This is a genomic window from Geminocystis sp. GBBB08, from assembly GCF_016743215.1.
Taxonomy (GTDB): Bacteria; Cyanobacteriota; Cyanobacteriia; order Cyanobacteriales; family Cyanobacteriaceae; genus Geminocystis.
Genome location: NZ_VRZC01000045.1, coordinates 1 through 24,885, shown reverse-complemented (window position 1 = coordinate 24,885; position 24,885 = coordinate 1). Strand labels below are relative to the sequence as shown.

The window sequence follows — 24,885 nt, the reverse complement described above, 5'->3', positions numbered from 1 at the left end:
ATTGTCGAAAATCAATTTTAATAATGTTTAAGTGAATTATTTCCTAGTCTTCTAGTCTCCTCGTTAGTCTCCTAGTCTCATCTTCACCGATAATTTTATGTCGAACTCAGGTCTAAATATTGTCAATCGATCGCCGTCAATCAATAGTACGCACCCGCAGATAATCAGTAAACTTTAGTCCAAATTTTATACTTCATTTGTCAACATTTTTTTTCTGGCGTGAAAGCGAAGGATTAAATGGAATTAAATCAACCACTTGGGAGAGTTTGTCAACGATCTCTAACCCCGTAAGATAAAATTAAAGATATATAGTAAAAATGATCAAATTAGATGAATGTGAAACTAACTAGAAAGTTAAAATTAATCTATCAAAAAGAAAAAATATCAGCGTTTATCTTTACCTTTGGTGCGATGGATGCTATCTTAGGCGGTTTCAGTGAACGTTGGACTCTATTATCATTAGGAATATTGTTAGTTATCATCGGCGGTTGGATGCGATGGTTACAGATACAAAAAAACCAAAAAATTATTTCTGTAACCACTTCAAGACGTTATCTTAATCCCGCTAGGAGCGATTTAACACCCTTACCGCCTCTAAAAAGAAAACGAGATTAATTACCTTTAGGAAAAATATATTTAATCGGCCTGTAGTAAGAGATTTATCCCCTAATTTTTCTGATGATTAACTTAAACTACGAATAGCTTCAAGTAAACCCTTTGCTTTATTTAAAGTTTCTTGATATTCTGTTTCTGGATCTGAATCGGCTACCAACACCGCTCCTGATTGAACAGATACTCGATAATTTTCATTACTTACCCTTTCCACAATCATAGTTCTAATAGTTATGGCAGTATTAAGTTGCCCTTCAAAATCATAATAACCGTAAACACCAGAGTAAGGGCCTCGTCTTTCAGGTTCTAATTCATTGATAATTTCCATTGCCCGTATTTTCGGTGCACCACTTACTGTACCCGCTGGAAATGCTGCTTTTAATAAATCCCAAGGGGTATAATTTTTAGCTAATTCTCCGACAACATTACTGACAATGTGCATGACATGAGAATAACGTTCAATTACCATTAATTCATCAACATTAACGCTTCCTTTCGCACAAACTCTACCTAAGTCATTTCTGCCTAAATCTACTAACATAACGTGTTCGGCGATTTCTTTGGGATCATGTAGCAATTCTGTAGCTAATGCTTGATCTTCCTCATGGGTTTTTCCTCTAGGTCTTGTTCCTGCAATCGGTCGTAATACTGCTTTGGTTTTTCCTTCAGGGGTTTTTGTGGCTTTTACCATTACTTCAGGGGAAGAGCCAATAATTTGCCAACCGTTAAAGTTATAATAAGCCATATAAGGTGAGGGATTGATTAACCGTAATGAGCGATATAATTCAAAAGGGTTCCCTCCTTGATACTGAGCTTGTAACCGTTGCGAAATAACAACTTGAAAGATGTCTCCTGCTTTAATATATTCTTTTGCTTTTTCAACATTTTGACAAAATGCTTCTTTTGTGGTGTTGCTTGTATAGTTAATACTTTGAGATTCTTGATTCTGACTAGGGTTAAATTCTAGGGGTTTTGCTAATACTGGTAAAGGTAATTGTAATTTTAATACTAATTTGGTAATTTTGTCACAAGCCTGATCATAAATCTCCTCTAAGGTAAGGTTTTCCTGCCTTAAATCAGCATAGGCGATCGCCCAAATTTTGCGTTTAACCTGATCAAAAATAATAAAATTGTCCATCTGCATCCAAATTCCGTCAGGTAAATCTCCTTCTTGAGGAGGATAAATCTTGACTTTTGGCTCAATCCATGATATAAGTTCATAACCCCAATAACCGAATAAACCACCAATGCCAGAAGGTAATTGAGGTAAATTAACAGGTTTAATGGATTCTAAACAATTATTGACCAGATCAAAAGGGCTACCAATAAAAGTTTCTACCTTGCCATTACGATGAACTTGTCTAGTTTGATTACCTTTAGCTTCTAATATCCATACAGGATCACAACCTAAAAAACTATATCTTCCTAAATTTTCTCCTCCTTCCACTGATTCTAGTAAAAAACTGTAGGGTTGATCAGCACATACTTTATACCATGCTGAGACAGGAGTTTCTAAGTCTGCCACCAATTCTCGATAGATAGGGATAAAATTACCCTTATGAGTTAACGCCGAAAATTCGGAGAAATCAGGAAAAATCATGATCACCAAACAAAATGATTGAATTTAATATTTTGATTTTACCTTAAAAATGTCTGCTGATTTTTTCTCGCTTTTCTCACTATTTTTGTAGTTCACTGACTTGAAAAATTATTAAAGGTATTTTAGTTAAACTGAGAATTACGCCAAATCAAAACCTAAAAAATTATGTTTGTAGATTTTTTTATTAAACGTCCCGTTTTTTCTACCGTTTGTGCCCTAATTATTTTTTTGGTGGGTATAATTAGTATTTTTGTCTTACCAGTCGATCGCTTTCCCGATATTAGCCCTACTCAAATTCAGGTAACTGCCAGGTATGAAGGTGCAGACGCTGAAGTAGTGGAAAATACCGTTACGAATATTCTCGAAAGGCAAATTAATGGAGTAGAAGGTTTAAAATATATTTCCTCCACTAGCAGTAATGATGGTACTAGCAATATTATAGCTTCTTTTGAAGCTAATCGCAATAAAGAATTAGCCGCCGTTGATGTACAAAATCAAGTTTCTATTGTGGAATCTCAGCTATCAGATGCAGTCAAAAGAACAGGGGTGAGTGTTAGTAAACAATCTAATAATCTTTTAATGGCATTTGGTTTATTTAGTGACAATAAAGAATATGATAATACTTTTCTGAGTAATTTCGCTGATCGCTACATTGTGGATGCCATTAAAAGAATTGAAGGTGTTGGTAATGTGAGGATTTTTGGTGAAAGACGTTATGCTATGCGCTTATGGCTTGATCCTCGTCGCCTTGCGAGTAGAAGTTTAACAACTATTGATGTAACTAGGGCATTATCAGAGCAAAATATTCAAGTAGGAGTAGGAAAAATTGGCTCTGAACCAGCACCCCAAGGACAAGAGTACCAACTTGATCTCAAAGCCGTTAGTCAACTGATTTATCCTGAACAATTTGAAAATATTATCCTTAAAACCGATGAAAATGGCGGTATAGTTCGCTTTAAAGATGTGGGTAGGGTGGAACTTGGTTCACAAGATTACGGGGCTTTATTACGCTTTAGAGGTTTAGAAGCTGTAGGGGTTGGTGTATATCAGTTACCCGGCTCTAATGCTTTACAGGTAGCTCATAAGGTTAAAGCTGAAATGGTAAAGTTATCTCAAGAATTTCCTCAAGGCATTCAAGCAAAATTAGCCTTTGATACTACCGCTTTTATTGAAGAATCCATGAAAGAGGTAGTTATCACCCTATTCATTTCTATTGGCTTGGTGGTGTTAATTATCCTTGCATTTTTGCAAGATTGGCGCACAACTTTAATTCCTTCTTTAACCCTTCCTTTATCTTTGATCGGTACTTTTGCGTTTGTCAAAGTCTTTGGTTTTTCCATCAATACCTTAACCTTATTTGGTTTAACTCTAGCTACGGGGATGGTAGTAGATGATGCGATCGTAGTAGTAGAGCAAATACATCGTTATATACAAGAAAAAGATATGGAAGCCCACGAGGCTTCTAGTTTATCCATGAAGCAATTATTTGGGGCAGTTATTGCTACTTCTTTGGTATTGATGGCGGTATTTATTCCTGTTGCTTTCTTTCCGGGTACGACAGGGGCACTATATCGTCAATTTGCCTTAACTATTGCCTTTTCGATCCTCATTTCAACTTTTTTAGCCCTGACTCTGACTCCTTCTCTGTGTGCTTTACTGTTACGCAAAGGGCAACACCCTCCTGCATGGTTAGCACCAATTTTTAATACTTTTAACCGTTTTCTTGAGTGGGTAACTCAAGGATATGATCAATCTTTACGATTCTTAACTCATTTTAAATTGTTTGTAATTGGTATCTTTATTGCTTTAATTGGTTTTACAGGATGGTTATACACCAATACTCCTACCGCTTTTTTACCCGAAGAAGATCAAGGATACTTTATCACTCTTATTCAAGCACCTGAAGGAGTTTCTTTGCAATATACTAGCGAGGTGATGAAAAAAGTAGAAGCCGAAATGTTGCAAATGCCTGAAGTTGTTGCTACCTTTGCCATTGGTGGCTTTAGTTTTGGGGGAAGCACTCCTAATCAAGGAATTATTTTTACTCCTCTTAAACCTTGGCATGAGCGTAGTAATCCAGATCAAACGGTACAAGCGATTACAGATAAGTTGTTCGGTAAATTTGCCATGATTCCTGAAGCCCGAATTATTCCTCTGAATCCTCCGGCTATTCAAGGATTAGGCACTTTTGGTGGTTTTACCTTTCAGTTACAAGATCGTCGTGTTAATGTTGATTTAGAATCAATGGTAGCAACCATGGGACAATTTTTAGGGATTGCTAATCAAACGGAAGGATTACAAAGGGTTTTTACTCAATTTGCCGCCAATAGCCCTCAATTATCCATTGAAGTTAACCGAGAAAGGGCAAAACTTTTGGGAGTAAATTTAGATGATATTTTTAGCACTTTACAAACGGCTTTGGGGGGTGAATATGTAAATGATTTTTCTATGCAACAACGCACCTATCGAGTTTATTTACAAGCTGATCAACAATTTCGCTCTAACCCTAACGATATTAGTAAATTATACGTTCGTTCTGCTAATAATGAGATGATACCTTTATCCAATTTAGTTACTGTTACCCCCGTTACTGGTGCACAAGAAATACAGCACTACAATTTATTTCGTTCCATTGAAATTAACGGCTCAACCGCTCCGGGCTTCAGTTCTGGACAATCGATTACAACAGTAGATAATTTAACCAAACAAGTTTTTCCGTCAGGATTTGGCTATGAATGGACAGGTATTTCATTAGAAGAAATCAGTGCCGGAAATTTAGCAATCGTCATTTTTGGTTTAGGGTTATTATTTGTCTTCCTCGTTTTAGCGGCACAATATGAGAATTACATTGATCCTTTAATCATTATGTTAGCAGTACCTTTAGCGATTTTAGGAGCGATTTTAGCTCAAACCTTTAGAGGATTTCCTAATGATGTTTACTGTCAAATTGGCTTAGTAATGTTAATCGGATTAGCCAGTAAAAACTCGATTTTAATTGTCGAATTTGCTAACCAATTAAGAGAGGAAGGTTTACCCATTGTTAAAGCAGTAATCGAGGCTTCAAAACAGCGATTAAGACCTATTTTAATGACAGCAATTTCAACTTTAGTCGGTATTTTTCCCTTAGTAATTGCTACTGGTGCTGGGGCTGGAAGCCGCCAATCTTTAGGTACTGCTGTTTTTGGAGGAATGTTAATTGCCACTTTTTTAAGTTTATTTGTTGTACCTATTTTATATATTGTAATAAAAAGCAATACTGAAAAAATATTCATCAAAAAAGAAGCATTAAATAATTAATATAGCAATCCTATGTGAGTTGTGAGATTTAAAGAGATGTTAGCTATCAGCTTTCAGTGGTCAGCTTTGACGGTATAGTAAGATTTACAGATTTATTTTTTAATTTTTAATTCTTCACCAATGATTTAGGATTACTATAGTTGATTCAGAGTTTGATAAAAGATGGGTATTATACAGTAATTTTTATGTATTAGTAATTTCTAACAAGAGGTTTAAACCCCTTGCTAATTCATCATTAATTATTTACTTTTTGCCTGACTTTTGGCTTGTTCGAGAGCAACTTCTTTCATTGCTTCAAAAGAGTTACGATTTGATGCTCCTTCGATAGCTTTAACCGCTAAATCTTGAACTTGTTTTAAAGCAGAATCTAATTGTTGTGAGAGATTATTTAAGCGATTTTCATTACTTAAAATAGTTGATTCTAAGGCTTGAATTCTGAGTTGATAATTTTGGGTTTCTCCTTCAATTTCTTTCTGTCTTAAATCAGTTTTTATTTTCGCTTGATAGTTACCAATTCCTTTGCCTTCTTCTTTCGCTTTTTTAATTTCTGTCTCTAATTTTGCTTCAAATTCTTCAACTTTTTGTTTAGCAACGGCATATTCTTTTTCTCGATCACTAATATCTTTCTCTCGATTTTGCCACTGTTTTTCTTGTTCTTGACGGGTTTCTTCTAAAGTTTTATAAAGTTGATTTAACTCTTGTTCATAATTTTCTTGATCTAATTGTCGAGTTAAAGTTAAATTATATTGATATTCTTCATTTTCTCGTTGTTTATTTTTAGCATAATTTTCATTACGAAGTTTAATTTCTCGTTGTTTATTTTCCTGTTCTTTTAACCATTCTTTATTTAAAGTTTCTAATTCTTGTTCTAAAGTTTCCTGCCGTTGATTATACTCATTAGATAAGTTTTTAGTACTTTCATCATAAGTAGCCAATAAAGTATTTAAAGTATCATCTTCAATAGTGTCTAAATCGTGCAATTCTTGTAATTGATCTAGTTCAAATTGAATATTATCTTCTAACTTTTCTAAACTTGATGCTTCGGTAATTAATTGCTCAGAAAGTTGACTAACCGCACTACCAAAACCTACTTGTAATTGCTCTAAATTTTCAATAACTTGCTCAATATTATTAATTTTATTCATGGGTTTTATAGGGATATTTTCAGGAGGTTTAATAGCAGATTTAACAGGATTATTAGCCATGAAATTTTTAGCATTTTCTACAGCTTTTTGTTGTACTTGAGCTTGTTTTTGTACTAATTCTACTTGCTTTTGTAAATTAGTTTTTTCTTGCTCTAATTCTTGATAAGCGGCTAAAATTTCTGCTTTGGTACTTTTAGAATTAATTGCCATATTTTTTACCTTTTATTATTGACAAAGTTCGTAGTAAGGACTCTAGTCCTTGATATTGATATAATTGTGAAAAATGTTAACTCGACTTATTACTTAGATAATTATGAGCATTGCTCACCTACTTTTAAGGAGGTTAAATTAATTAATTATTATTAGGTTGAAAAGCTCTTAAAGCTAAATTTTGAGCCTGAGTTGTAGCGTTTTGAAGTTGAGTAATAATCGCTTCTATTTGTTCATTTTGTTGCTGAATTTTAGCTTCTAAAGACTGGAGTTTAAATTCATAACCTTGCTTGGTTGATTCCCATTCTTTCTCAATTAAATTAACTTTAACTTGAGCTTCTCTGTCAGCTTCTTTAATGGCTTCACTACGTGCTTTATTAACTTCCGTCTTAATTTGTTCATCAAAACCTTCAATTTTTGTCTGATTATTATTAAATTCTTCTTCTTGACTAACTAAGATACTTTCTCTTTCCTGCCAAACTTTATTTTTATCTATATTAGCTAATCTTAACTCTCTTTCTTGAACTCTTTTTTGTTCTTCATATTCATCATTTTGAATCTTTCTTGTTAATTCAGTCTGATACATAAAATCAGCTTCAAGTTGTTCTCTTTGTTGTGTTAAAAGCTCCAATTCTTCTGCTATTTTTAAGGTAAATTCTGCATCTTCTTTTTCCCAATTTTTACGGAATTTTTCTCGTTGTAAAATTATATTATTTTTAGCAGTTTCAATTTGCGTTTCTAAAGACTTTAATCTTTCTTGATATTCTTGTCTTAAAATATATAAAGCATCAGCGGCTAAACGAATTTTTTGTAATTCTGCTAATTTTTCTGTCTCAACGGTAATGGCTTTTTTTAATTCCGTTAAAATCTCAGATTCTGTTTGTAATCGATTAGCTATTTCTTTGGTTAAATTACTAAAATCTAACTGCAAAGTCGCCATACTATTAACAATATTATTAACGGTATAATCAGCAACTTTCGCTAACAAAGCCTTATTTTTTTCCTTTTCAACGGTTTCCTCTTTAGTCTCAATTTTCGACTGCTTCAGTTGATATTCAGCTAACAATTGCCCAAAAGCTGACATTATCTGCTCTTTACTGTATTTTACTTCTATTTGAGTCATAATCTTAAACTTGACTTTTTATTCAACATGATATTATCATAATAACTAATGTTGATTTTTTCGTCAACTAAATGTTGATTTTTTATTCAAATCAAAAAAAATGATAACAATAATGGATTTTGGGATATTAATTAAGGAAGCTAGAAAACAGAAAGGCTATACTCAAAGAGATTTAGCGAAAAAGTTAGGCATAGATTTTACCTACCTTTCCAAATTAGAAAATAATCGCCCTGATTATGCACCAAAAGAGGAGTTAATTAGAAAATTAGCGGATTGTCTTGACTTAGAAGAGAATGAGTTAATATTTTTAGCCGGGCGCATTCCTTCAGAAGATGAAGATTTAATTAAGCAACATTATCAAAATATGCCTTTACTATTTCGGCGCATGAGAGAAAATCCTGAATTTGCCACTAAAATATTTCAACAAGCAAAAATAATGGAGAAAAAATGTCCTCTATGAAAATAATCAATATATTTTTTTATCCTATTAAATCTTGTCAAGGAATTAGTTTAACAAAAGCTGAAATTACTCCTAAAGGTTTACGAGATTTTTTTCAACCTGCTTTTGATAATCGCGCAGCACCATTTTATGATCGTCAATTTATGTTAGTAGATGAAAAAGGTAAATTTTTAACTCAAAGAGAATATCCTCAACTGGCAACTATTAAAGTAGAAATTGCTGAAAATCAGCTATATTTAAGCTGTGAAGATTATCGTTTATCTCCTTTTAAATTAACTCCTTGTATTAACAAAAACTTGATGAATGTTAAAATTTGGCGTGATAACACTATAGCAATTGATCAAGGAAATGAAGTCGCAAATTGGTTTAAAAATGCTTTAAAAATAGATATATCTTGTAGATTAGTACAACAATCTGATCAACATATTCGGGCAATTAATCGTGATTATAGCACCCAAGAAAATCAACCTGTTAGTTTTGCTGATGGTTTTCCTTTTCTCTTAACAAATACAGCATCTTTAGAGGAATTAAACCAACGTTTAAAAAATAAATATTCTGAGGAAAAATTTAAAATTACGATGGATCGTTTTCGTCCTAATATAGTCGTTGAAACCTCAGAATCTTTTATTGAAGATACATGGAAACAGATTCAGATAAATGAAGTTAAATTTCAGGTGGTTAAACCTTGCAGTCGTTGTCTGGTTATTACTACTGATCAAAAAAATGGCAACAGAAATCCTGACAAAGAACCATTACTAACTTTAAGCAATTTTCGCAATACTTCTGAAGGAATTATGTTTGGACAAAATCTTATTGCTACAAATAATGGCATCATACAAATAGGAGATCAACTCAAAACTTAAAAGTAAATCATCCTAGCCTATCTTAAAATGAAATGTAAATATTTCTGAAAAATTACTAATATTTTCCTTAAGAAATATAGTTTTAGACAAATTTTTGGGTATGCTAATATTATAAGGGCTTACTAACATTTAAGGAATTCCATGATTGATGTTTATAAGTCTCAACAACAATAAATTGTACACTGTAAAATTTATTAAAATTACCCACAATGCTTATTACTTTTATTACTTGTAACTTTGTGTAATTACTTATTTTAGGTTCGGTGATCCCTCATTCACTAGGCTAACAGTTAAATTTTAAATCTGTCATTATATAAATAAGTTGTAACGAAAATTTACAAAACTCTTGGTTAATCATTGACTAACACTAATAGATTAACACAATTTCCCTAAAAAAAAACACAAAAATGAACTTTTATTAACAAATTAACGTCTAAAGAAACAGTAAAATAATTAGTAATACTAAGTACAAGTCATTACCATTTCCAGGGAATGAATATAAAGGTTGCTTGTAAAAACAATCTGATTCTGAAAATAATATCGAGCTTGAAGTTAGGAGAAAATAAGCCCTATGTCCACTGCCAAAGTTACCGCTAAAATAAATGACATTGATAAACGCAAAGTCAACACAGTAGATATGGTGCGTACCTATCTACAAGAAATTGGCAAAGTTCCCCTTTTAAGTCATGAACAGGAGATTATTTTTGGAAAACAAGTACAACAAATGATGGCTTTGTACCATGTAAAAGAACAATTGACACAAGAATTAGATCGTGAACCGACTACAGAAGAATGGGCAAATGCGGTAGAGAAAGATCTTAATCAAATTAAAAAAATTATTCATCAAGGTAAACGCGCCAAACAGAAAATGATTGAGGCGAATTTACGTTTAGTGGTTGCCATCGCTAAAAAATATCAAAAAAGAAATATGGAGTTTCTCGACTTAATCCAAGAAGGAAGTTTAGGTTTAGAAAGAGGGGTGGAAAAATTTGACCCTACCAAAGGCTTCAAGTTTTCTACTTATGCTTACTGGTGGATTCGTCAAGCGATTACTCGTGCCATCGCCCAACAAGCAAGAACTATTCGTTTGCCTATTCATATAACTGAAAAACTAAATAAAATTAAAAAAACCCAAAGAGAATTATCTCAAAAATTGGGCAGAAGTCCTTCTCCTAATGAAATTGCGATTGCTTTAGAATTAGAACCTGCTCAAATTCGAGAATATTTTAGCATAGCTCGTCAACCTATCTCTTTAGATGTAAGAGTCGGAGATAATCAAGATACTGAGTTATCAGAATTATTAGAGGATGATGGCATTTCCCCTGATAACTATATAACTCAAGAGTTGATGCGTCAAGATTTACACAAATTGTTAGGAGAATTAACACCCCAACAACAACAAGTAGTAAAACTAAGATTTGGGTTAGATGACGGTAAAGAATTATCTTTAGCCAAAATTGGGCAAAGAATGAGTATTAGCCGTGAAAGAGTACGTCAATTAGAACAACAAGCCTTAGCACATCTACGCAAAAAACGTGGTACTGTAAAAGAATACATTGTTGCAACTTAAATGAAAACTTACTTTCTCATTAAAATTAATAGGTTTTCACCATTAGCAAGGGGTTTAAACCTCTTGTTAGCAATTCCAAATTACCGCCCATAAACTGCCTTGAAATCAATTTCAACGGTAAGAATCACTGTTCGTTCAATTGAACTACAAATTAATGGTAATGAGCAATTATCTTCCTTGTAAATAAACAGCTTTAATAACTTGTTCTCCTAAATTAACATTATTTAAACGATCAATTTCTCGAATACCCGTCGGGCTTGTTACATTTACTTCCGTTAAATAACCGCCAATTACATCTATCCCCACAAAAAATAAACCATCTTCGATTAATTTTGGTGCAAGGGTTTCACAAATAGTTATTTCTTTTTCTGTTATTTGTGTATTCTCAACTCTTCCCCCTACAGCCATATTCCCTCGAAATTCTTTTCCCGTAGGAATACGATTTACAGCACCAATAGGCATACCGTTTAATAAAATAATCCTTTTATCTCCTTCTTGGGCCGCAGGTAAATATTCTTGTACCATTATCGGTTCCTGCCCTTGTTTCGTACTAATTTCAATTAAAGAGTTAAAATTGCGATCGCCTTGTTTTAAAAATAAAATACCCTCTCCAGCTTTACCTCCAAGGGGTTTAACAATTACCGCCTTCTTTTCTGCTAAAAAATCAGCAATGACAGATTTACTTTGAGTGACGATGGTAGAAGGAATAACCGAAGGAAACTGTAAAGCGTACATTTTTTCATTAGCGGCACGAATCCCTTGAGGTGAATTGATAACTTTTGTTTTTCGAGGATCAATTAAGTCTAAAATATAAGTAGCATAAAGATAAGGAGTGTTAACTGGTGGATCTTTACGCATGAACACCGCATCACAAGATTCAAGGGGTAAAAAGACTAACTCTTCCAATGAATACCAATTTTCTTCTATTTGCCAATGATTCTGGACTAATATTACTGGCTTCATGGTTACTTTTTGTAAATGAGCATAGGCTTTTCCGTTAATCACACTGAGCCCATTAATAGAAGTGACATAGACTTCATGACCTAGATTTTGGGCTGACTCCATCATTGCTATACTGCTATCATGGGTGGGATCTAGTTTCCCAATGGGATCTATAATAAAGACAAATTTCATATTCTGAAGTTATTTGAGTTTAGGGATGGAGTGTTTTTTTCTCGCAAAGGAGCAAAGGCGCAAAGGATTTTTTTGCTCACTTAACTAATTTTCTTGTAATATTTTATCTAATTCTCCCCTTTCGTTAATTTCTAATAAATCATCACAGCCGCCAATATGATTGTTATTAATAAAAATTTGGGGAACGCTAGTTCTTCCATTCGCTCTTTCTGACATTTTCATTTTCCCCTCCCTATCCCCATCGATACAATATTCGATAAATTCTACTTGTTTTTGATTTAACAAAGCCTTTGCCCGATTACAGAAAGGGCAAGTACTCCAAGTGTAAATTTCTATTTTGGCACTCATATAATTTTTAATGTTCAAAATCAGTTCTTTTTAATTACTTATTACTTATTACTTATTATTTATTAGACTGGTTGCACAAGTCGTGGCAATGAGCAATGGGCAATCGGGAATGGTAAAATCTTCATTCTAAATTCTAAATTCTTCAGGCAATAGTTATTAAAATTGATAATTTCCCATCTAAAACAGATTTTAATTTTTATTTTGCACTCGTGTCTATTATTTATTCTTTATTCCTTATAAACTTACTGTATAAGCATCTGTTACTCCTGGCACTTTGATAATTTCTTCTATAATACCGTCTGGTAAAGGATCATCAATGGTTAACACCATTACCGCATCCCCCCTTACTATTTTACGCCCTACTTGCATACTAGCAATGTTTACGTTAAAGTTACCCAATAAAGACCCTATTTTCCCAATAATACCGGGCATGTCTCTGTGTAAAGTAAATAACATATAATTGTTGGGAAGCACGTTAACCGGAAAGTCATTCAGGTTGGTAATTCTAATTTCACCTTCATTCAGCAATGCCCCCCTAATGGAATGAGTGCCTTTTGTGCCTGTGGCTTCTAAATAGATAGAGTTACTATAATCTTTTATGGTTGCGTCTCTGGAGTCGATGATGTGAATACCCCTTTCTTTTGCTTCAATGGCCGCATTCACATAATTAACTCTTTCTCGTAATGCGTTTGATAATAACCCTTTAATGGCCGCAACTACTAACGGTTGACTATTATTGTCGGCTAAATCCCCTTGTAACTTTACATTAAAACTTTCAATGCGATCACCGGCTAACTGCCCCACAAGATTTCCTAAAGTTTCCGCTAAACGCATATAAGGACGAAGTTTTTCCATTACATCAGGACTTAATCCGGGTATATTTACTGCACTTCTGGCAGGTAAACCTAGTAATACATCCCTAATTTGTTCAGCAACATCAATGGCTACATTCACTTGAGCCTCTGCCGTAGATGCACCTAAATGAGGAGTTAAAATTACATTGCTACCTAATTCTCTTAAACGAGATTCCCCCAACGGTTCGGCAGAAAATACATCTAAAGCTGCCCCCGCAATTTGTCCATTAGCTAAGGCTTCATAAAGAGCATCTTCATCAATAATACCACCACGAGAACAGTTAATGATTCTAGTCGTAGGTTTCATTTTGGCTAAAGATTTACTATTGATCAAGTTAGCTGTTTCTTTGGTTTTGGGTACATGAAGGGTAATATAATCGGATTCAGAAAAAATCATATCCAAATCCACTAACGTACAACCTAATTGATTCGCTCTTTCTTGAGAAATGAAAGGATCATAGGCTAAAATTTTCATCCCCATTGCTTTAGCTGCCTTGGCAACATGAGAACCAATTTTTCCTAAACCCACAACTCCTAAAGTCTTTTTGTAAACTTCTGTCCCCATAAAGTTTTTGCGATCCCATTTTTTCGCCTTGACGGATTGATTTGCCTCCGGAATGTGACGAGAAAGTGATAGCATCATCGCTAAAGCGTGTTCAGCCGCAGCAATTGTATTTCCTTCCGGAGAATTTACTACTACAATCCCTTTCCGAGTCGCCGCAGGTACACCTACATTATCAACTCCAACCCCCGCACGACCAATAATTTTTAGTTGATTTGACGCTTCGATTCCTTCTTGAGTAACTTGAGTACCCGATCTAATCATTAAACCATCGTAATCACCAATAATATTTACTAACTCAGTAGGTGATAATCCTGTTTTGACATCCACTTGAGCTACTTGAGATAGAATTTTAATCCCCGTTTCATCCACGGAGTCGGATACTAGAACTTTTGCCATTTTAAAATTAACTATATGTTTTACTTTATCTTTTGCGATAATTTATCTAAAGGTATTCATCGCACTCTCTATTTTACCATTATTATCCTTACCTGTCTGTTAAATTGACTGTAAGCTATAATCTTTATCTACACTCCATTCTCACATTATTCTCTATTTTAATGCTCTCAACTCTATGAATTTCTTTACACACAAAACTTTAAAAATTTGCTTTTTATCTACACTATTTATTTTAATTTTTCAATCTAATATTTCCCTAGCACAAACTCCAGAATTAGTCAACCCTTTAACTGTTAATTTTGAAGATGAATTAATCCCAAAAGTAAAAAGAGATTTAAGTAATTTAGAAAAGAAAAAAATCCAAGAAAAAATTACTGAATTAGATACTTTAGCAGAAGCAGAATTATCTGCTGGTAATGATGATTTAGCTTTTGGATTATGGTATAAAGCTATAAATTTAAGTAGATCCCTAGGAGTAAATAGTGAATTAGAACTAATTGCTAGAGTAGGTAAATTTGCTTGGGATAAAAGTCGTAATCAAGATATTAACTTTTTAACGGAAAGGCTATTAATTGTTGAATCAAAATTTACTAAAAATAATCAAATTAATCAGGAATTATTACCTTTATTTATCGCCGCTTTTGAGGCATTGCATAATTTAGATAAATCTATTGTTATTCATCAACAAAATGTGGAATTAGCAAGGTTAAATAATCAGACTGAACCACTAAAAATAAGTTTAGAAAAATTGGGAAAATTTTATTTAGCCAAATTCGACTATTATCGTGCTGAACCCATTTATCAAGAATTATTAAATATCTCAAGATTAGAACAAGATTATTTAGCGGAAGGAATTTATTTGCAACAATTAGCTGAAATTAGTGGAGCGATCGTTCAACCTGAAAATGCAGTTAAATATAAACAAGAATTAGCTCAAAATTATCTTAAAAATCAAAATTTATTGGCTTTATCATTATTAAAAATTGCTATCGGTGACGATTATAAAACCTTGAAAAAACCTGAAGAAGCGACAAAATCTTATCAAGAAGCATTTAATATGGCATGGAACTTAAAACAATATGCCGTTGCTGGAGATGCCTTAAGAAAATTAGGAATAATATATCAAGAATATGAACAATTAGACTCAGCTTTAGAAATTTATCAGGAATTAATTAAAGTTGAACAACTATCCTATAATTTTTATGGATTAATGAATACTTATGATTATATGGGCATAATTTATAATAAAAAACAAGATTATCCTTTAGCTCTTAAATCCTTTGAAAAAGCCTTAGCAATTGCTCGTAGCCTTAGTTATAAAGAAAATTATTTTTTAGATAAAATTAACCAAATTCAAACTGTTAAAAATTAGAAGTTGAAAATTAATAATACTTAGATCTTGCAAAAATAAATGAAAAACCTCCTTGAAATAAAATGAAAAAACTCAAATAAATTTTACAGTGGGTTTTGAATTGATCTACAAGATCTAAGTATTCCTCATTCCTCATTCCTCATTACTTACGCAATAGCAGCCATTTTTACTTCACTATTGTTCAGAATATCTTGTAACTCATCAGCATCAACGGTTTCTTTTTCAATCAACATATTTGCTAACTTATCCAAAACTGCACGATTTTCTAATAGCACTTGTTTACCTCTTTGGTATGCTTGATCTACTAACTTGCTCACTTCTTCATCAATGGCAGAAGCAGTAGAATCTGAGAAATCTCGATCAGATGCTATATCACGTCCCATGAATACGTTACCATTTTGACGACCTAATGCTACAGGACCTAAACGATCACTCATACCGAAACGGGTAATCATTTGACGGGCAACTCTTGCTACTTGCTGTAAATCGTTAGATGCACCGGTTGTAACTTCTTCTTCGCCGAAAATAATTTCTTCAGCTATTCTTCCTCCTAAAGCTACAGCCATTTGATTTTGTAAGTAAGAACGAGAATACAAGCCCGATTCCATGCGATCTTCGCTAGGAGTAAACCATGTTAAACCTCCAGCTCGGCCACGAGGAATAATACTGATTTTTTGGACAGGATCATAGTCTGGCATTAATGCACCTACTAAAGCGTGTCCTGCTTCATGATAGGCTACTAATTCCTTCCGTTTTTGACTCATTACCCGATTTTTCTTCTCTGGACCTGCTAAAACTCGATCTATGGCATCATTAATTTCATCCATTGAGATTTCTGTTAAGTTACGACGAGCTGCTAAAATAGCGGCTTCATTGAGTAGGTTAGATAAATCTGCACCTGTGAAACCTGGAGTACGACGGGCGATTTTTTCTAATTCTACATCTGCACCCAAAGTTTTACCCCTTGCATGAACATTTAAAATTTCTGTACGACCAGCGAAATCAGGTCGATCAACTACCACTTGGCGATCGAAACGTCCCGGACGTAATAAAGCAGAATCAAGGACATCCGGGCGGTTAGTGGCAGCAACAATAATAATACCAGTATTACCCTCAAAACCATCCATTTCGGTTAATAATTGGTTTAAAGTTTGTTCTCGTTCATCATTACCACCCCCTAAACCTGCACCCCGTTGACGACCTACTGCATCGATTTCATCAATAAATACAATACAAGGAGCGTTTTGTTTTGCTTGTTCAAATAAATCACGAACACGAGAAGCTCCCACACCAACAAACATTTCGACAAATTCTGAACCAGATATGCTGAAGAAAGGAACACCTGCTTCTCCCGCCACCGCTTTAGCTAAAAGGGTTTTACCCGTACCCGGAGGGCCTACTAATAAGACACCTTTAGGAATTTTTGCACCGATAGCAGTAAAACGTTCTCCATTTTTTAAGAAATCCACAACTTCCGTTAACTCTAATTTAGCTTGTTCAATTCCTGCTACATCATTAAAAGTAATTTGAGTTTGGGGTTCCATTTGTACTCTAGCTTTCGACTTACCGAAATTCATAGCTTGAGAACCAGGACCATTGGAAGCACGACGAAGTAAGAAAAACAAACCGACTAATAGTAAAATAGGGAAAAATAAACTACTTAAGGCTCTAAACCAAAAACTTTCATCACTTTGAGGTAAAACAGAAATATCTACCTTATTTGCCGACAAAATATCAATTAATTGAGGATCATTGGGTAAGTTTACTAAAAATCTTTGTCCATCTCTGGCAGTCGCTATGGCTACACTTCGATCAGCACTTAAGTTTACTCTTTCAACTTTATCAGCTTGAACTTCATTAATAAATTCACTATACTTCCAAGTTAATTGATTAGTTTGAGGACGATCTAAAAAAACCGTGCCTAGGGCGACAACTACTACGGCTAAAATTGCGTAGAGTCCAACATTACGCCACTTTTTATTATTATTCTTACTCACCAGTGGATAGCCTCCTAATATATTTATACTTATTTGATCAATTACGCTTAGTTAATGCGAGTTTTGAGGTTATTTTTATTATCTTTAAGTTCTATGTTAACTTATGTTAAGAGTTTTTAGGTAAATTTCTCAGAATTTATGATGTAGAGTTTTCCGAAGGTTGATCTAAAATTTAATAATATATATTATCTATTATCAAAAAAATATATAAAATAACATTAACAACAAAATATATTTTAAGTATTGCTTATTTACTACCATCGAAATGGCTGGTTAAAGTAGAGTCAAGTTTCCCTACTAATTCAAAGTAACGTTTATTTGACAAGTTCCCAAACCTGAATTAAGCAAAAATTCCCATAAAAAAAGGGAAGAATTAACTCCCCCCTGTTGATTATTTTTTAGCTTATTTCTTAAGGTTTTAAGGCGTTTTTGCCATTGTTTTTTCTTGGCGGCCCCTCCCTTTCCTTTATCGTTTCTCCCTTCTCGTCGGGGAGACTCCCAACGTTTTAATCTAGTCATAGTCACACATTCCCCTAATACACTAAGATCTATATTAGCAGATCCACTTTCATTTTAAACAAAAAAATTTAACTTTAGTCATGTACAGCGAAGAAATCCAATTTAGGCGATCGCCAAAAGCTCCCTTCGATCGTCGTACTTATGCTTTTTTGATTGATTTTGTGGTAGTTTGGATCATATCCTCCCTAATAACTAACATTTTCTTAGAATTTCTCATCTTTACTTTGCTATGGTTAATTTTGAGAGTAATTATCGTGGATAAGAATAAAGGGCAAAGTTTAGGGCGTTGGGCCATGGATTTAAAAATTGTCGATGTTCAATTTAATCGTCTTCCTCCTTTACTTAATTTGACAAAAAGAGAAGGAATTATTGCCATTGGTGCTTTTTTGATGATGATTGCTTTCAAGATTAACTTTCAAGATTTTTTGTTAATGATTCTATTTGCTACCCCTTTAGTTCTTGATGGATTAACAGTTTTTACCGATGATCAATATAATCAGGCATTTCATGATCGCATTAGTGGTACGATTATTACTCAGACAAAGAGAGGATTTTCTTTAGATTTAAGACTGAAAAAGTTATTTAGAGAAGCAAGGAAAACTTGGCAAAAAAATAGAAGAAAATATAAATAACCAGTTAAAATAGAAAAACTATCTTTGAATAATTGATTAATTTTTAAGAATAAATAAACAAATAAATGGGTAAAGTTGGTATTATTGGTTTGGGAAAATCAGGTATTGCTGCGGCTAGAATTTTAAATAAAAATAATTATGAAGTAACTATCTATGACTGTTCAAAATCAAAATCTTTGGAGGAAATAAAAAATAATTTAGCAACAGAAAATATCACCGTTAAATTAGGGCAAAATCTAGAATTAAATGCCAAAAATTTTCCTGAATTAATCATTGTTAGTCCGGGAGTTGCTTATGATATTCCTATCCTAGTAGAAGCCAGAGCAAAAGGGATAAAAACTATTGGCGAAATGGAATTAGCATGGCAATATTTAAAACCTTACCCTTGGATTGGCATTACAGGCACAAATGGTAAAACCACCACTACAGCACTAATTGAAGCTATGTTAAAAGCAGGAAAAATTAAAACTTCAGCTTGTGGAAATATCGGTTATGCAGCTTGTGAATTAGCTTTATCGGTGTTAGAAAATCCTCTTGAATGGGTAGTAGCGGAAATTAGTAGTTATCAAATCGAATCTTCTCAAGAATTATCCCCTAAAATTGGCATTTGGACTACTTTTACTCCCGATCATTTAGCTAGGCATAAAACCCTCGAAAACTATCATAATATAAAAGCTAGTTTACTGCAAAGATCTCATTATAAAATTTTAAATGGAGATGATCCTTATTTACATAATTTTGGTTTAAATTTAGACTGGAAAAATACTTATTGGACAAGTTTAAAAGGAAAAAATTATTTATTAGGTGATATAGAAAAAGGAGTTTATTTAGAGGATTCTTGGATTGTTGCTTTTCAAGAATTAATTGCCCCCATTTCTTTATTTAAAATGGTAGGAAAACACAATTTACAAAATCTTTTAATGGCAACTGCTGCCGCTAAGTTAGCTGGAGTAAGTAAAAGTGCGATCGTAGAAACTATATCATCATTTACCGGTGTACCTCATCGCTTAGAATTAATCAAAACTATTAACGGTGTTGCCTATATTAACGATAGTAAAGCCACTAATTATGATGCCGCTGAAGTTGGTTTAGACTCTGTGGAATCTCCAGTAATTCTTATCGCTGGAGGAGAAGCTAAAGAAGGTGATGATACTGCTTGGATAGATAAAATTAAAAAAAAATGTGCCTCAGTTTTACTAATAGGTGATGCGGGGGATTTATTTGCCGAAAAGTTAGACAAATCTGGTTTTCAAAAATATGAAATTGTAAAAACAATGGATAAAGCTGTTTTCAGAGGTAAAGAATTAGCAGAAGAAAAAGGGGCAAAAGTAGTATTACTTTCTCCTGCTTGTGCTAGTTTTGATCAATATCGTAGTTTTGAACACCGAGGGGATGATTTTCGACAATTGTGCTTAAAAATAAAATAAGGTTAGGTAACTTGTGGTATAATCTCAAAAAAAGAAAGAATTATTAGAAGAGTTAATTTTTTGTTGCTTAATCAATAGACGTCTTACAGAAGTCAGGCAATAGGCAATAGTTATTAAAATTGATAATTTCCCACCAAAAATAGATTTTTATTTTTATTTTCCACTTGTGTCTAATACTGGATTAAGTAATGTCAAATTGTTATACAATGCCGTTTGCTAGAATTATGAGGTATAGATAGTTAGGCTTGAAGTCTTTTTATATATGTATTTTAATTCTGAATTAGTATTTCTAAATTCTACTATAAGTTATCAGTAATAAGTAATAGATAATAATTAGTTATAATTTATTGAAAGAAAAATTGATGAGTAAAATATTAGTTGTCGATGATTTAAAATCAGAATTAGATTTGATTAGTGCATATCTTACTTCAGCCGGTTATACCGTAGAAACCGCCACTGACGGAAAACAAGCCTTAGAAAAAGTTGCCGATAGTAAACCTGATTTAGTCGTCACAGATTGGATGATGCCCGGAATGGGGGGCTTATATTTATGCCGACAATTAAAAAAAAATCCTGAAACAATTGATATTCCCGTTGTAGCCTGTACAGCAAAAAATCGAGATGTTGATCGAATGTGGGCGACAAAACAAGGGGTAAAAGCCTATATTGTCAAACCGTTTACTCAAGAAGAAATTATAAACGTAATTAAACAAGTGATGGAATAGCTAAGTACCAGTGCAAAATTAATTGTATATAGGCAAGAGGTTTAAATGCCTTGTTATCATAGATTTGAGAAAAACAAAGGGCATCGGTTAATTTTGTGTACTTACTTACTATTCGCAAAATAGCTTATATATTTTAACATTAATTAAAATTATTGATAATCCTTTTTGCCTCTTGCTTTTTATTTTTTTTACAAGGTAAACACACCATTAATTTTGGACATTTAAAAGTATGTCTTCAATATCCTTTTCTTTATCAAACCTAGAAGAGTTATTACCTCAATTATTTCAATCTGATGATTTACCCGGCAGTCTTTATCTTCGTTGTCAACTAGCAAATAGAGTAACTACATTATTTTCTCTAGAGTATGTCAGAGAATCTTTAGTAGTAGAAGCTGAACAAATTACTGCTATCCCTCAAATGTCACCTTTCGTATTGGGATTGATGAGTTCTCGTGATCAGGTTTTTTGTCTTATTGATTTACCTCAACTTTTGGGGTTTTCAGCTTTACCATTGCAGACACAAAGGTATTATATAGTCATTATTAGTGTTTCCTCTTCTATCCCTGAATTATCGGATTCTCAACCAGAAATTTTACTAGGTTTAGCTGTTAACGAAATTATTGGGGTGACAAGAGTACTAGAAGAAGAATTAAAATCTCCTTTGGAGTATCTTCCTAAAGAACAATTTTTCTCCATTTTAACTCCTTATCTACAAGGATGGTTCATAACGGAACAAGAATCACTACCGATATTAGATATAGCAACTATTATTCAAAAAACTTTTTAAATTTTATCCATAACAAAAAAAAGATGAATACTTCCTCCCCAGAATTAGTGAAGGTATCTCCATCACTAACAGACAATCAAGAAACTCTCATCCCTCAATCACCGGAATTTTCAAATGATCCCGTTAAAAGAGGTGGTGGTAGTTTACGTCAACGGTTATTATTGACTGTTGTACCGACAACTCTTATTCCTTTAGTAGTAGTCAGTTTAATTGGAATTAATTTTACTCGCTATCAAGAACAACAAAACCAATTAACCAAAATGGAAAACATTGCTTTTGTCACAAAGGAAACAACACAAATATTTTTAGAAAATATCTCCAAAAATAATCCTCAAATTCAAAACAATAACCCCTTAATCATTCAAGGAATAAAAGATATACTAGCGAGATTTCTCGGTTTTCAGCTTTCTGGTTCTCAAATATTACAACTTATAGACGGAAACACTGGAAAAATTTTAACTACTCTTACCCCTCAAGATGTTAATTTATCGACAATAATGACGGAGGATAACACTCTTGGAAATGTTGCAAAGATTTTTTCCCAATCCTTACAAGCTAAAAATTCTCCAACTGTTTTGGCTTCCTTAAAGCAATTAAGAGAAATTTCTAAAGTAAGGCTAGAAAACTCACGACAAAAAACCGATACTAAATTATTAATTTTTGAGTATCAGGGCCGATATTTTAATTTTATCCCCATTCCTAATAGTAATATTATCGTTTCTATTTCTATTAATCAAGGAGAAATTACTCAAATAGGTGGTGAATTAATTATTCTCTTTATCAGTATTTCTATTTTTTTAGGATTTTTAGCGGTTGCTAACATTATCTTATTAGCTCAAACTCTTTCTCAACCCTTGATGAATCTAACGAATAAAGTTCAACGAATAGTCTCCGGAGACTTAAATGTTCGGGCAGACTTAGAAGGCACCGAAGAAAATCGCACTTTAGCTGATAATTTTAACATCTTAATACAAAAAGTTAATGAACTCCTTAAAGAGCAAGAGATTATCGCCAATGAACAAAGACAGGAAAAAGAAAAACTAGAACAAGATATTTATCAATTATTGGATGAATTACAATATGCTATTGATGGTGACTTGACTGTCAGAGCTAGTTTAACTTCTATGGAGATGAGTACTATAGCAGACTTATGTAATGCAATGCTTGACAATTTACAGGAGATAGCAGTACAAGTCAAAGAATCTAGTGTTGAAGTTAGTTCTTCTTTAGGAGAAAATGAACAATCAATTCAACTATTAGCAGAACAAACTCTATCTGAAGCTGATGAAACCCGTAAAACCCTTAAATCAGTACAACAAATGTCTCTTTCTATTCAACAAGTAGCTACTAATGCTAATCAAGCGGCAACTCTTGCTGATGATGCTTATAGTCTAACTCAGGAAGGTTCAAAAGTAATCGATGAAACTGTAGCTAGTATTTTGAGTTTGCGATCGAAAGTAGGGAATACAGCAAAAAAAATGAAACGCTTAGGAGAATCTTCCCAAAATATTTCTCAAGTAGTTTCGCTAATTCAAGAAATTGCCCTGAAAACCAACTTACTCGCCATTAATGCTAGTGTAGAAGCTAGTCGTGCCGGAGAACAAGGGCAAGGTTTTACCATTGTTGCGGAACAAGTAGGAGCATTAGCTCAACAATCTGCCAGTGCTACAAAACAAATTGCCCAATTAGTGGCTGAAATCCAACAAGAAACTCAAGAAGTTACCTTAGCGATGGAAGCCGGTACTTCTCAGGTAGTAAATACCACTCGCTTGGTAGAATCGACAAAACAACGACTAGAACAAGTATTGAATCGTTCTCGCAGTATTAATGAACTAATGAAAAATATTTCCCAATCTACCGTATCTCAAGCTAAAACTTCTCGTCTTGTGACAGAATTAATGAAACAAATTGCACAACAATCGGAGGAAAGACTTAACTCTTCTTTAGAAATTGCTAAATCAATTAAGGCAACAGCTCAAGTTGCACAACAGATGGAGTCAGTAGTAGAGCAATTTAAGGTTGAGTAGTTAAAGGTTAAGTAAAGTACAAGTAATGTAGAAATTGAACAATGCTCAAACCGTACTAATAGGTAATAGGTAATAGGTATTGTTAATTCCTTATTCCCAATTATTATCAATGGATCAACAACAAATTCGATTTAATTTTCTTGAAGAAGCAGAAGATTGCTTTCACACCATAGAATCAGCCCTCCTGGATGCTCGTTTTTCTTCAGGTGTACCAGAAACCCTTGATTTAGCCTTGAGAGCGACTCATTCTGTCAAAGGTGGTGCGGCAATGATGGGTTTTATCCCTTTAAGTAATGTTGCTCATCGTTTGGAGGATTTTTTTAAAATTCTTCGTATTCATCATCACTCTACCCAAATTAGTACGGAAATAGAAACATTACTCCTGTTAGGGCTAGATGGTATGCGTAAAATTAGCAATTTATACCTTCAAGGTACTGAGGTGGAAGAAACTTGGTTGAAGAAGAATATTGAGCCTATTTTCACTCAATTAAGCCAATATTTAGGAGAAATTCAAGAAGAAGATTAAGATTTACTCTTTGCCCAAAGTGAGGGCCTAAATGCAGAATTATTGATGTTTGAGGAAGGTGTTGAACCAATCTTAGATGAATTTGAAGGGAAATTAAGTCAACTTTCCTCTGAGGAATTATCATCAGCTTTGGTGATGACTTCAGAAAAACTCCTAGTTTTTGGACGTATGGCTAATTTAGAGCCTTTTATTCAACTTTGTGAGTCTATTCAACAAGAGGCGGTTATTTCTAATGATGATCAGATTCATTCTTTGATTCAATCAGCTTTAATTCTTTGGCGACGCTCTCATGCTTTAGTGGTGCGTGGTAGTTTTGACAAGTTACCTTCTACATTACAAGGGGATGAGTTAATTAACCTAGTAGATGAGAGTTTTCATTCTGAATTACAAGGAGATGAGTTAATTAATCTAATCGATGAGAGTCTTTATTCTGATAGTTTGAATTTTGATTTTAATCATGAAGATTTTTCCTCTTTGACTGATGCTTTAGATTCTGCTATCAATCTGGATTTTCCCCTTGAGAATAATTTGGCTGTTGAACAAAGTTTTGACGATTTTGATTTATTTTCTCCAGAAAATATTGATAGTAAAAATTTAGAAGAATTAGAAAATATTGTTTCTTCTCTCACTGATTTACCCAGTAAAAATTCATTAATTCCAGCTCCCCCTATTCCTTCAACATCACCATCTTTAGGG

The 24,885-nt window shown here is 33.5% G+C and carries 20 protein-coding genes and 1 pseudogene; 13 read left to right on the top strand and 8 right to left on the bottom strand.

The features are described from left to right. Positions 1 to 330: 330 nt before the first annotated feature. On the top strand, positions 331 to 615 hold the full coding sequence (locus FWJ34_RS08010) for a hypothetical protein (RefSeq protein ID WP_308254800.1): 285 nt from the start codon (positions 331 to 333) through the stop codon (positions 613 to 615). 67 nt (positions 616 to 682) lie between these two features. Here the strand turns inward: FWJ34_RS08010 and trpE are convergent, their stop codons facing one another. Further along, the gene (trpE, locus tag FWJ34_RS08005; protein WP_308254799.1) at positions 683 to 2,212 is read right to left on the bottom strand and encodes an anthranilate synthase component I; all 1,530 of its coding nucleotides are present in this window, start codon (positions 2,210 to 2,212) and stop codon (positions 683 to 685) included. A 165-nt stretch (positions 2,213 to 2,377) separates the two neighbouring features. Between trpE and FWJ34_RS08000 the strand changes: the two genes are divergently transcribed. After that, on the top strand, positions 2,378 to 5,509 hold the full coding sequence (locus tag FWJ34_RS08000; RefSeq protein WP_308254798.1) for an efflux RND transporter permease subunit: 3,132 nt from the start codon (positions 2,378 to 2,380) through the stop codon (positions 5,507 to 5,509). Positions 5,510 to 5,748: 239 nt separating this feature from the next. Here the strand turns inward: FWJ34_RS08000 and FWJ34_RS07995 are convergent, their stop codons facing one another. Next, positions 5,749 to 6,864 carry a hypothetical protein gene (locus tag FWJ34_RS07995; protein WP_308254797.1) on the bottom strand — a complete coding sequence of 372 codons (1,116 nt, stop codon included), beginning with the start codon at positions 6,862 to 6,864 and terminating at the stop codon, positions 5,749 to 5,751. A gap of 142 nt (positions 6,865 to 7,006) precedes the next feature. Continuing rightward, positions 7,007 to 7,987, bottom strand: coding sequence for a hypothetical protein (locus tag FWJ34_RS07990; protein ID WP_308254796.1), 981 nt, complete (start codon positions 7,985 to 7,987; stop codon positions 7,007 to 7,009). Positions 7,988 to 8,087: 100 nt separating this feature from the next. Between FWJ34_RS07990 and FWJ34_RS07985 the strand changes: the two genes are divergently transcribed. The 3 genes from FWJ34_RS07985 (at position 8,088) to FWJ34_RS07975 (ending at position 10,880) form a co-directional block, all read left to right on the top strand. Next, positions 8,088 to 8,447 (top strand): helix-turn-helix transcriptional regulator, encoded by a 360-nt coding sequence (locus FWJ34_RS07985; protein ID WP_308254795.1) that lies wholly within the window; start codon positions 8,088 to 8,090, stop codon positions 8,445 to 8,447. Next, positions 8,444 to 9,310, top strand: coding sequence for an MOSC N-terminal beta barrel domain-containing protein (locus tag FWJ34_RS07980; RefSeq protein WP_308254794.1), 867 nt, complete (start codon positions 8,444 to 8,446; stop codon positions 9,308 to 9,310). The genes FWJ34_RS07985 and FWJ34_RS07980 overlap by 4 nt, the downstream gene beginning before the upstream one ends. 571 nt (positions 9,311 to 9,881) lie before the next feature. Further along, positions 9,882 to 10,880: an RNA polymerase sigma factor, RpoD/SigA family gene (locus FWJ34_RS07975; RefSeq protein WP_308254793.1), complete on the top strand. Its 999-nt coding sequence runs from the start codon at positions 9,882 to 9,884 to the stop codon at positions 10,878 to 10,880. A gap of 168 nt (positions 10,881 to 11,048) precedes the next feature. Here the strand turns inward: FWJ34_RS07975 and gshB are convergent, their stop codons facing one another. From gshB to serA, 3 genes are all read right to left on the bottom strand, one after another. After that, positions 11,049 to 12,014: a glutathione synthase gene (gene gshB / locus FWJ34_RS07970; protein ID WP_308254792.1), complete on the bottom strand. Its 966-nt coding sequence runs from the start codon at positions 12,012 to 12,014 to the stop codon at positions 11,049 to 11,051. An 84-nt stretch (positions 12,015 to 12,098) separates the two neighbouring features. Then, positions 12,099 to 12,362 carry a glutaredoxin 3 gene (grxC, locus tag FWJ34_RS07965; protein ID WP_308254801.1) on the bottom strand — a complete coding sequence of 88 codons (264 nt, stop codon included), beginning with the start codon at positions 12,360 to 12,362 and terminating at the stop codon, positions 12,099 to 12,101. A 234-nt stretch (positions 12,363 to 12,596) separates the two neighbouring features. Beyond that, positions 12,597 to 14,177 carry a phosphoglycerate dehydrogenase gene (gene serA, locus FWJ34_RS07960; RefSeq protein ID WP_308254791.1) on the bottom strand — a complete coding sequence of 527 codons (1,581 nt, stop codon included), beginning with the start codon at positions 14,175 to 14,177 and terminating at the stop codon, positions 12,597 to 12,599. Between the two features lie 175 nt (positions 14,178 to 14,352). Between serA and FWJ34_RS07955 the strand changes: the two genes are divergently transcribed. After that, complete coding sequence (locus tag FWJ34_RS07955; RefSeq protein WP_308254790.1) at positions 14,353 to 15,549, top strand: tetratricopeptide repeat protein; 1,197 nt, start codon at positions 14,353 to 14,355, stop codon at positions 15,547 to 15,549. Between the two features lie 146 nt (positions 15,550 to 15,695). Here FWJ34_RS07955 and ftsH3 read toward each other — a convergent pair whose 3' ends face one another. After that, the gene (gene ftsH3 / locus FWJ34_RS07950; RefSeq protein WP_308254789.1) at positions 15,696 to 17,546 is read right to left on the bottom strand and encodes an ATP-dependent zinc metalloprotease FtsH3; all 1,851 of its coding nucleotides are present in this window, start codon (positions 17,544 to 17,546) and stop codon (positions 15,696 to 15,698) included. A 297-nt stretch (positions 17,547 to 17,843) separates the two neighbouring features. Next, the gene (locus FWJ34_RS07945) at positions 17,844 to 18,065 is read right to left on the bottom strand and encodes a hypothetical protein (protein WP_308254788.1); all 222 of its coding nucleotides are present in this window, start codon (positions 18,063 to 18,065) and stop codon (positions 17,844 to 17,846) included. An 80-nt stretch (positions 18,066 to 18,145) separates the two neighbouring features. Here FWJ34_RS07945 and FWJ34_RS07940 point away from each other — a divergent pair, with 80 nt between their 5' ends. The 7 genes and pseudogenes from FWJ34_RS07940 to FWJ34_RS07910 form a co-directional block, all read left to right on the top strand. Beyond that, entirely contained in the window at positions 18,146 to 18,697 is a 552-nt protein-coding gene (locus FWJ34_RS07940; RefSeq protein ID WP_308254787.1) for an RDD family protein, read from the top strand. Positions 18,698 to 18,762: 65 nt separating this feature from the next. Beyond that, on the top strand, positions 18,763 to 20,124 hold the full coding sequence (murD, locus tag FWJ34_RS07935; protein ID WP_308254786.1) for a UDP-N-acetylmuramoyl-L-alanine--D-glutamate ligase: 1,362 nt from the start codon (positions 18,763 to 18,765) through the stop codon (positions 20,122 to 20,124). A gap of 362 nt (positions 20,125 to 20,486) precedes the next feature. Continuing rightward, positions 20,487 to 20,849 carry a response regulator gene (locus FWJ34_RS07930; RefSeq protein ID WP_308254785.1) on the top strand — a complete coding sequence of 121 codons (363 nt, stop codon included), beginning with the start codon at positions 20,487 to 20,489 and terminating at the stop codon, positions 20,847 to 20,849. 229 nt (positions 20,850 to 21,078) lie between these two features. Then, positions 21,079 to 21,636: a chemotaxis protein CheW gene (locus tag FWJ34_RS07925; protein ID WP_308254784.1), complete on the top strand. Its 558-nt coding sequence runs from the start codon at positions 21,079 to 21,081 to the stop codon at positions 21,634 to 21,636. Between the two features lie 23 nt (positions 21,637 to 21,659). Then, entirely contained in the window at positions 21,660 to 23,663 is a 2,004-nt protein-coding gene (locus FWJ34_RS07920; RefSeq protein WP_308254783.1) for a HAMP domain-containing methyl-accepting chemotaxis protein, read from the top strand. 109 nt (positions 23,664 to 23,772) lie between these two features. Next, positions 23,773 to 24,189 carry an Hpt domain-containing protein gene (locus tag FWJ34_RS07915; protein WP_308254782.1) on the top strand — a complete coding sequence of 139 codons (417 nt, stop codon included), beginning with the start codon at positions 23,773 to 23,775 and terminating at the stop codon, positions 24,187 to 24,189. A 45-nt stretch (positions 24,190 to 24,234) separates the two neighbouring features. Continuing rightward, positions 24,235 to 24,885: pseudogene (locus tag FWJ34_RS07910) on the top strand (hypothetical protein); the annotation flags it as partial.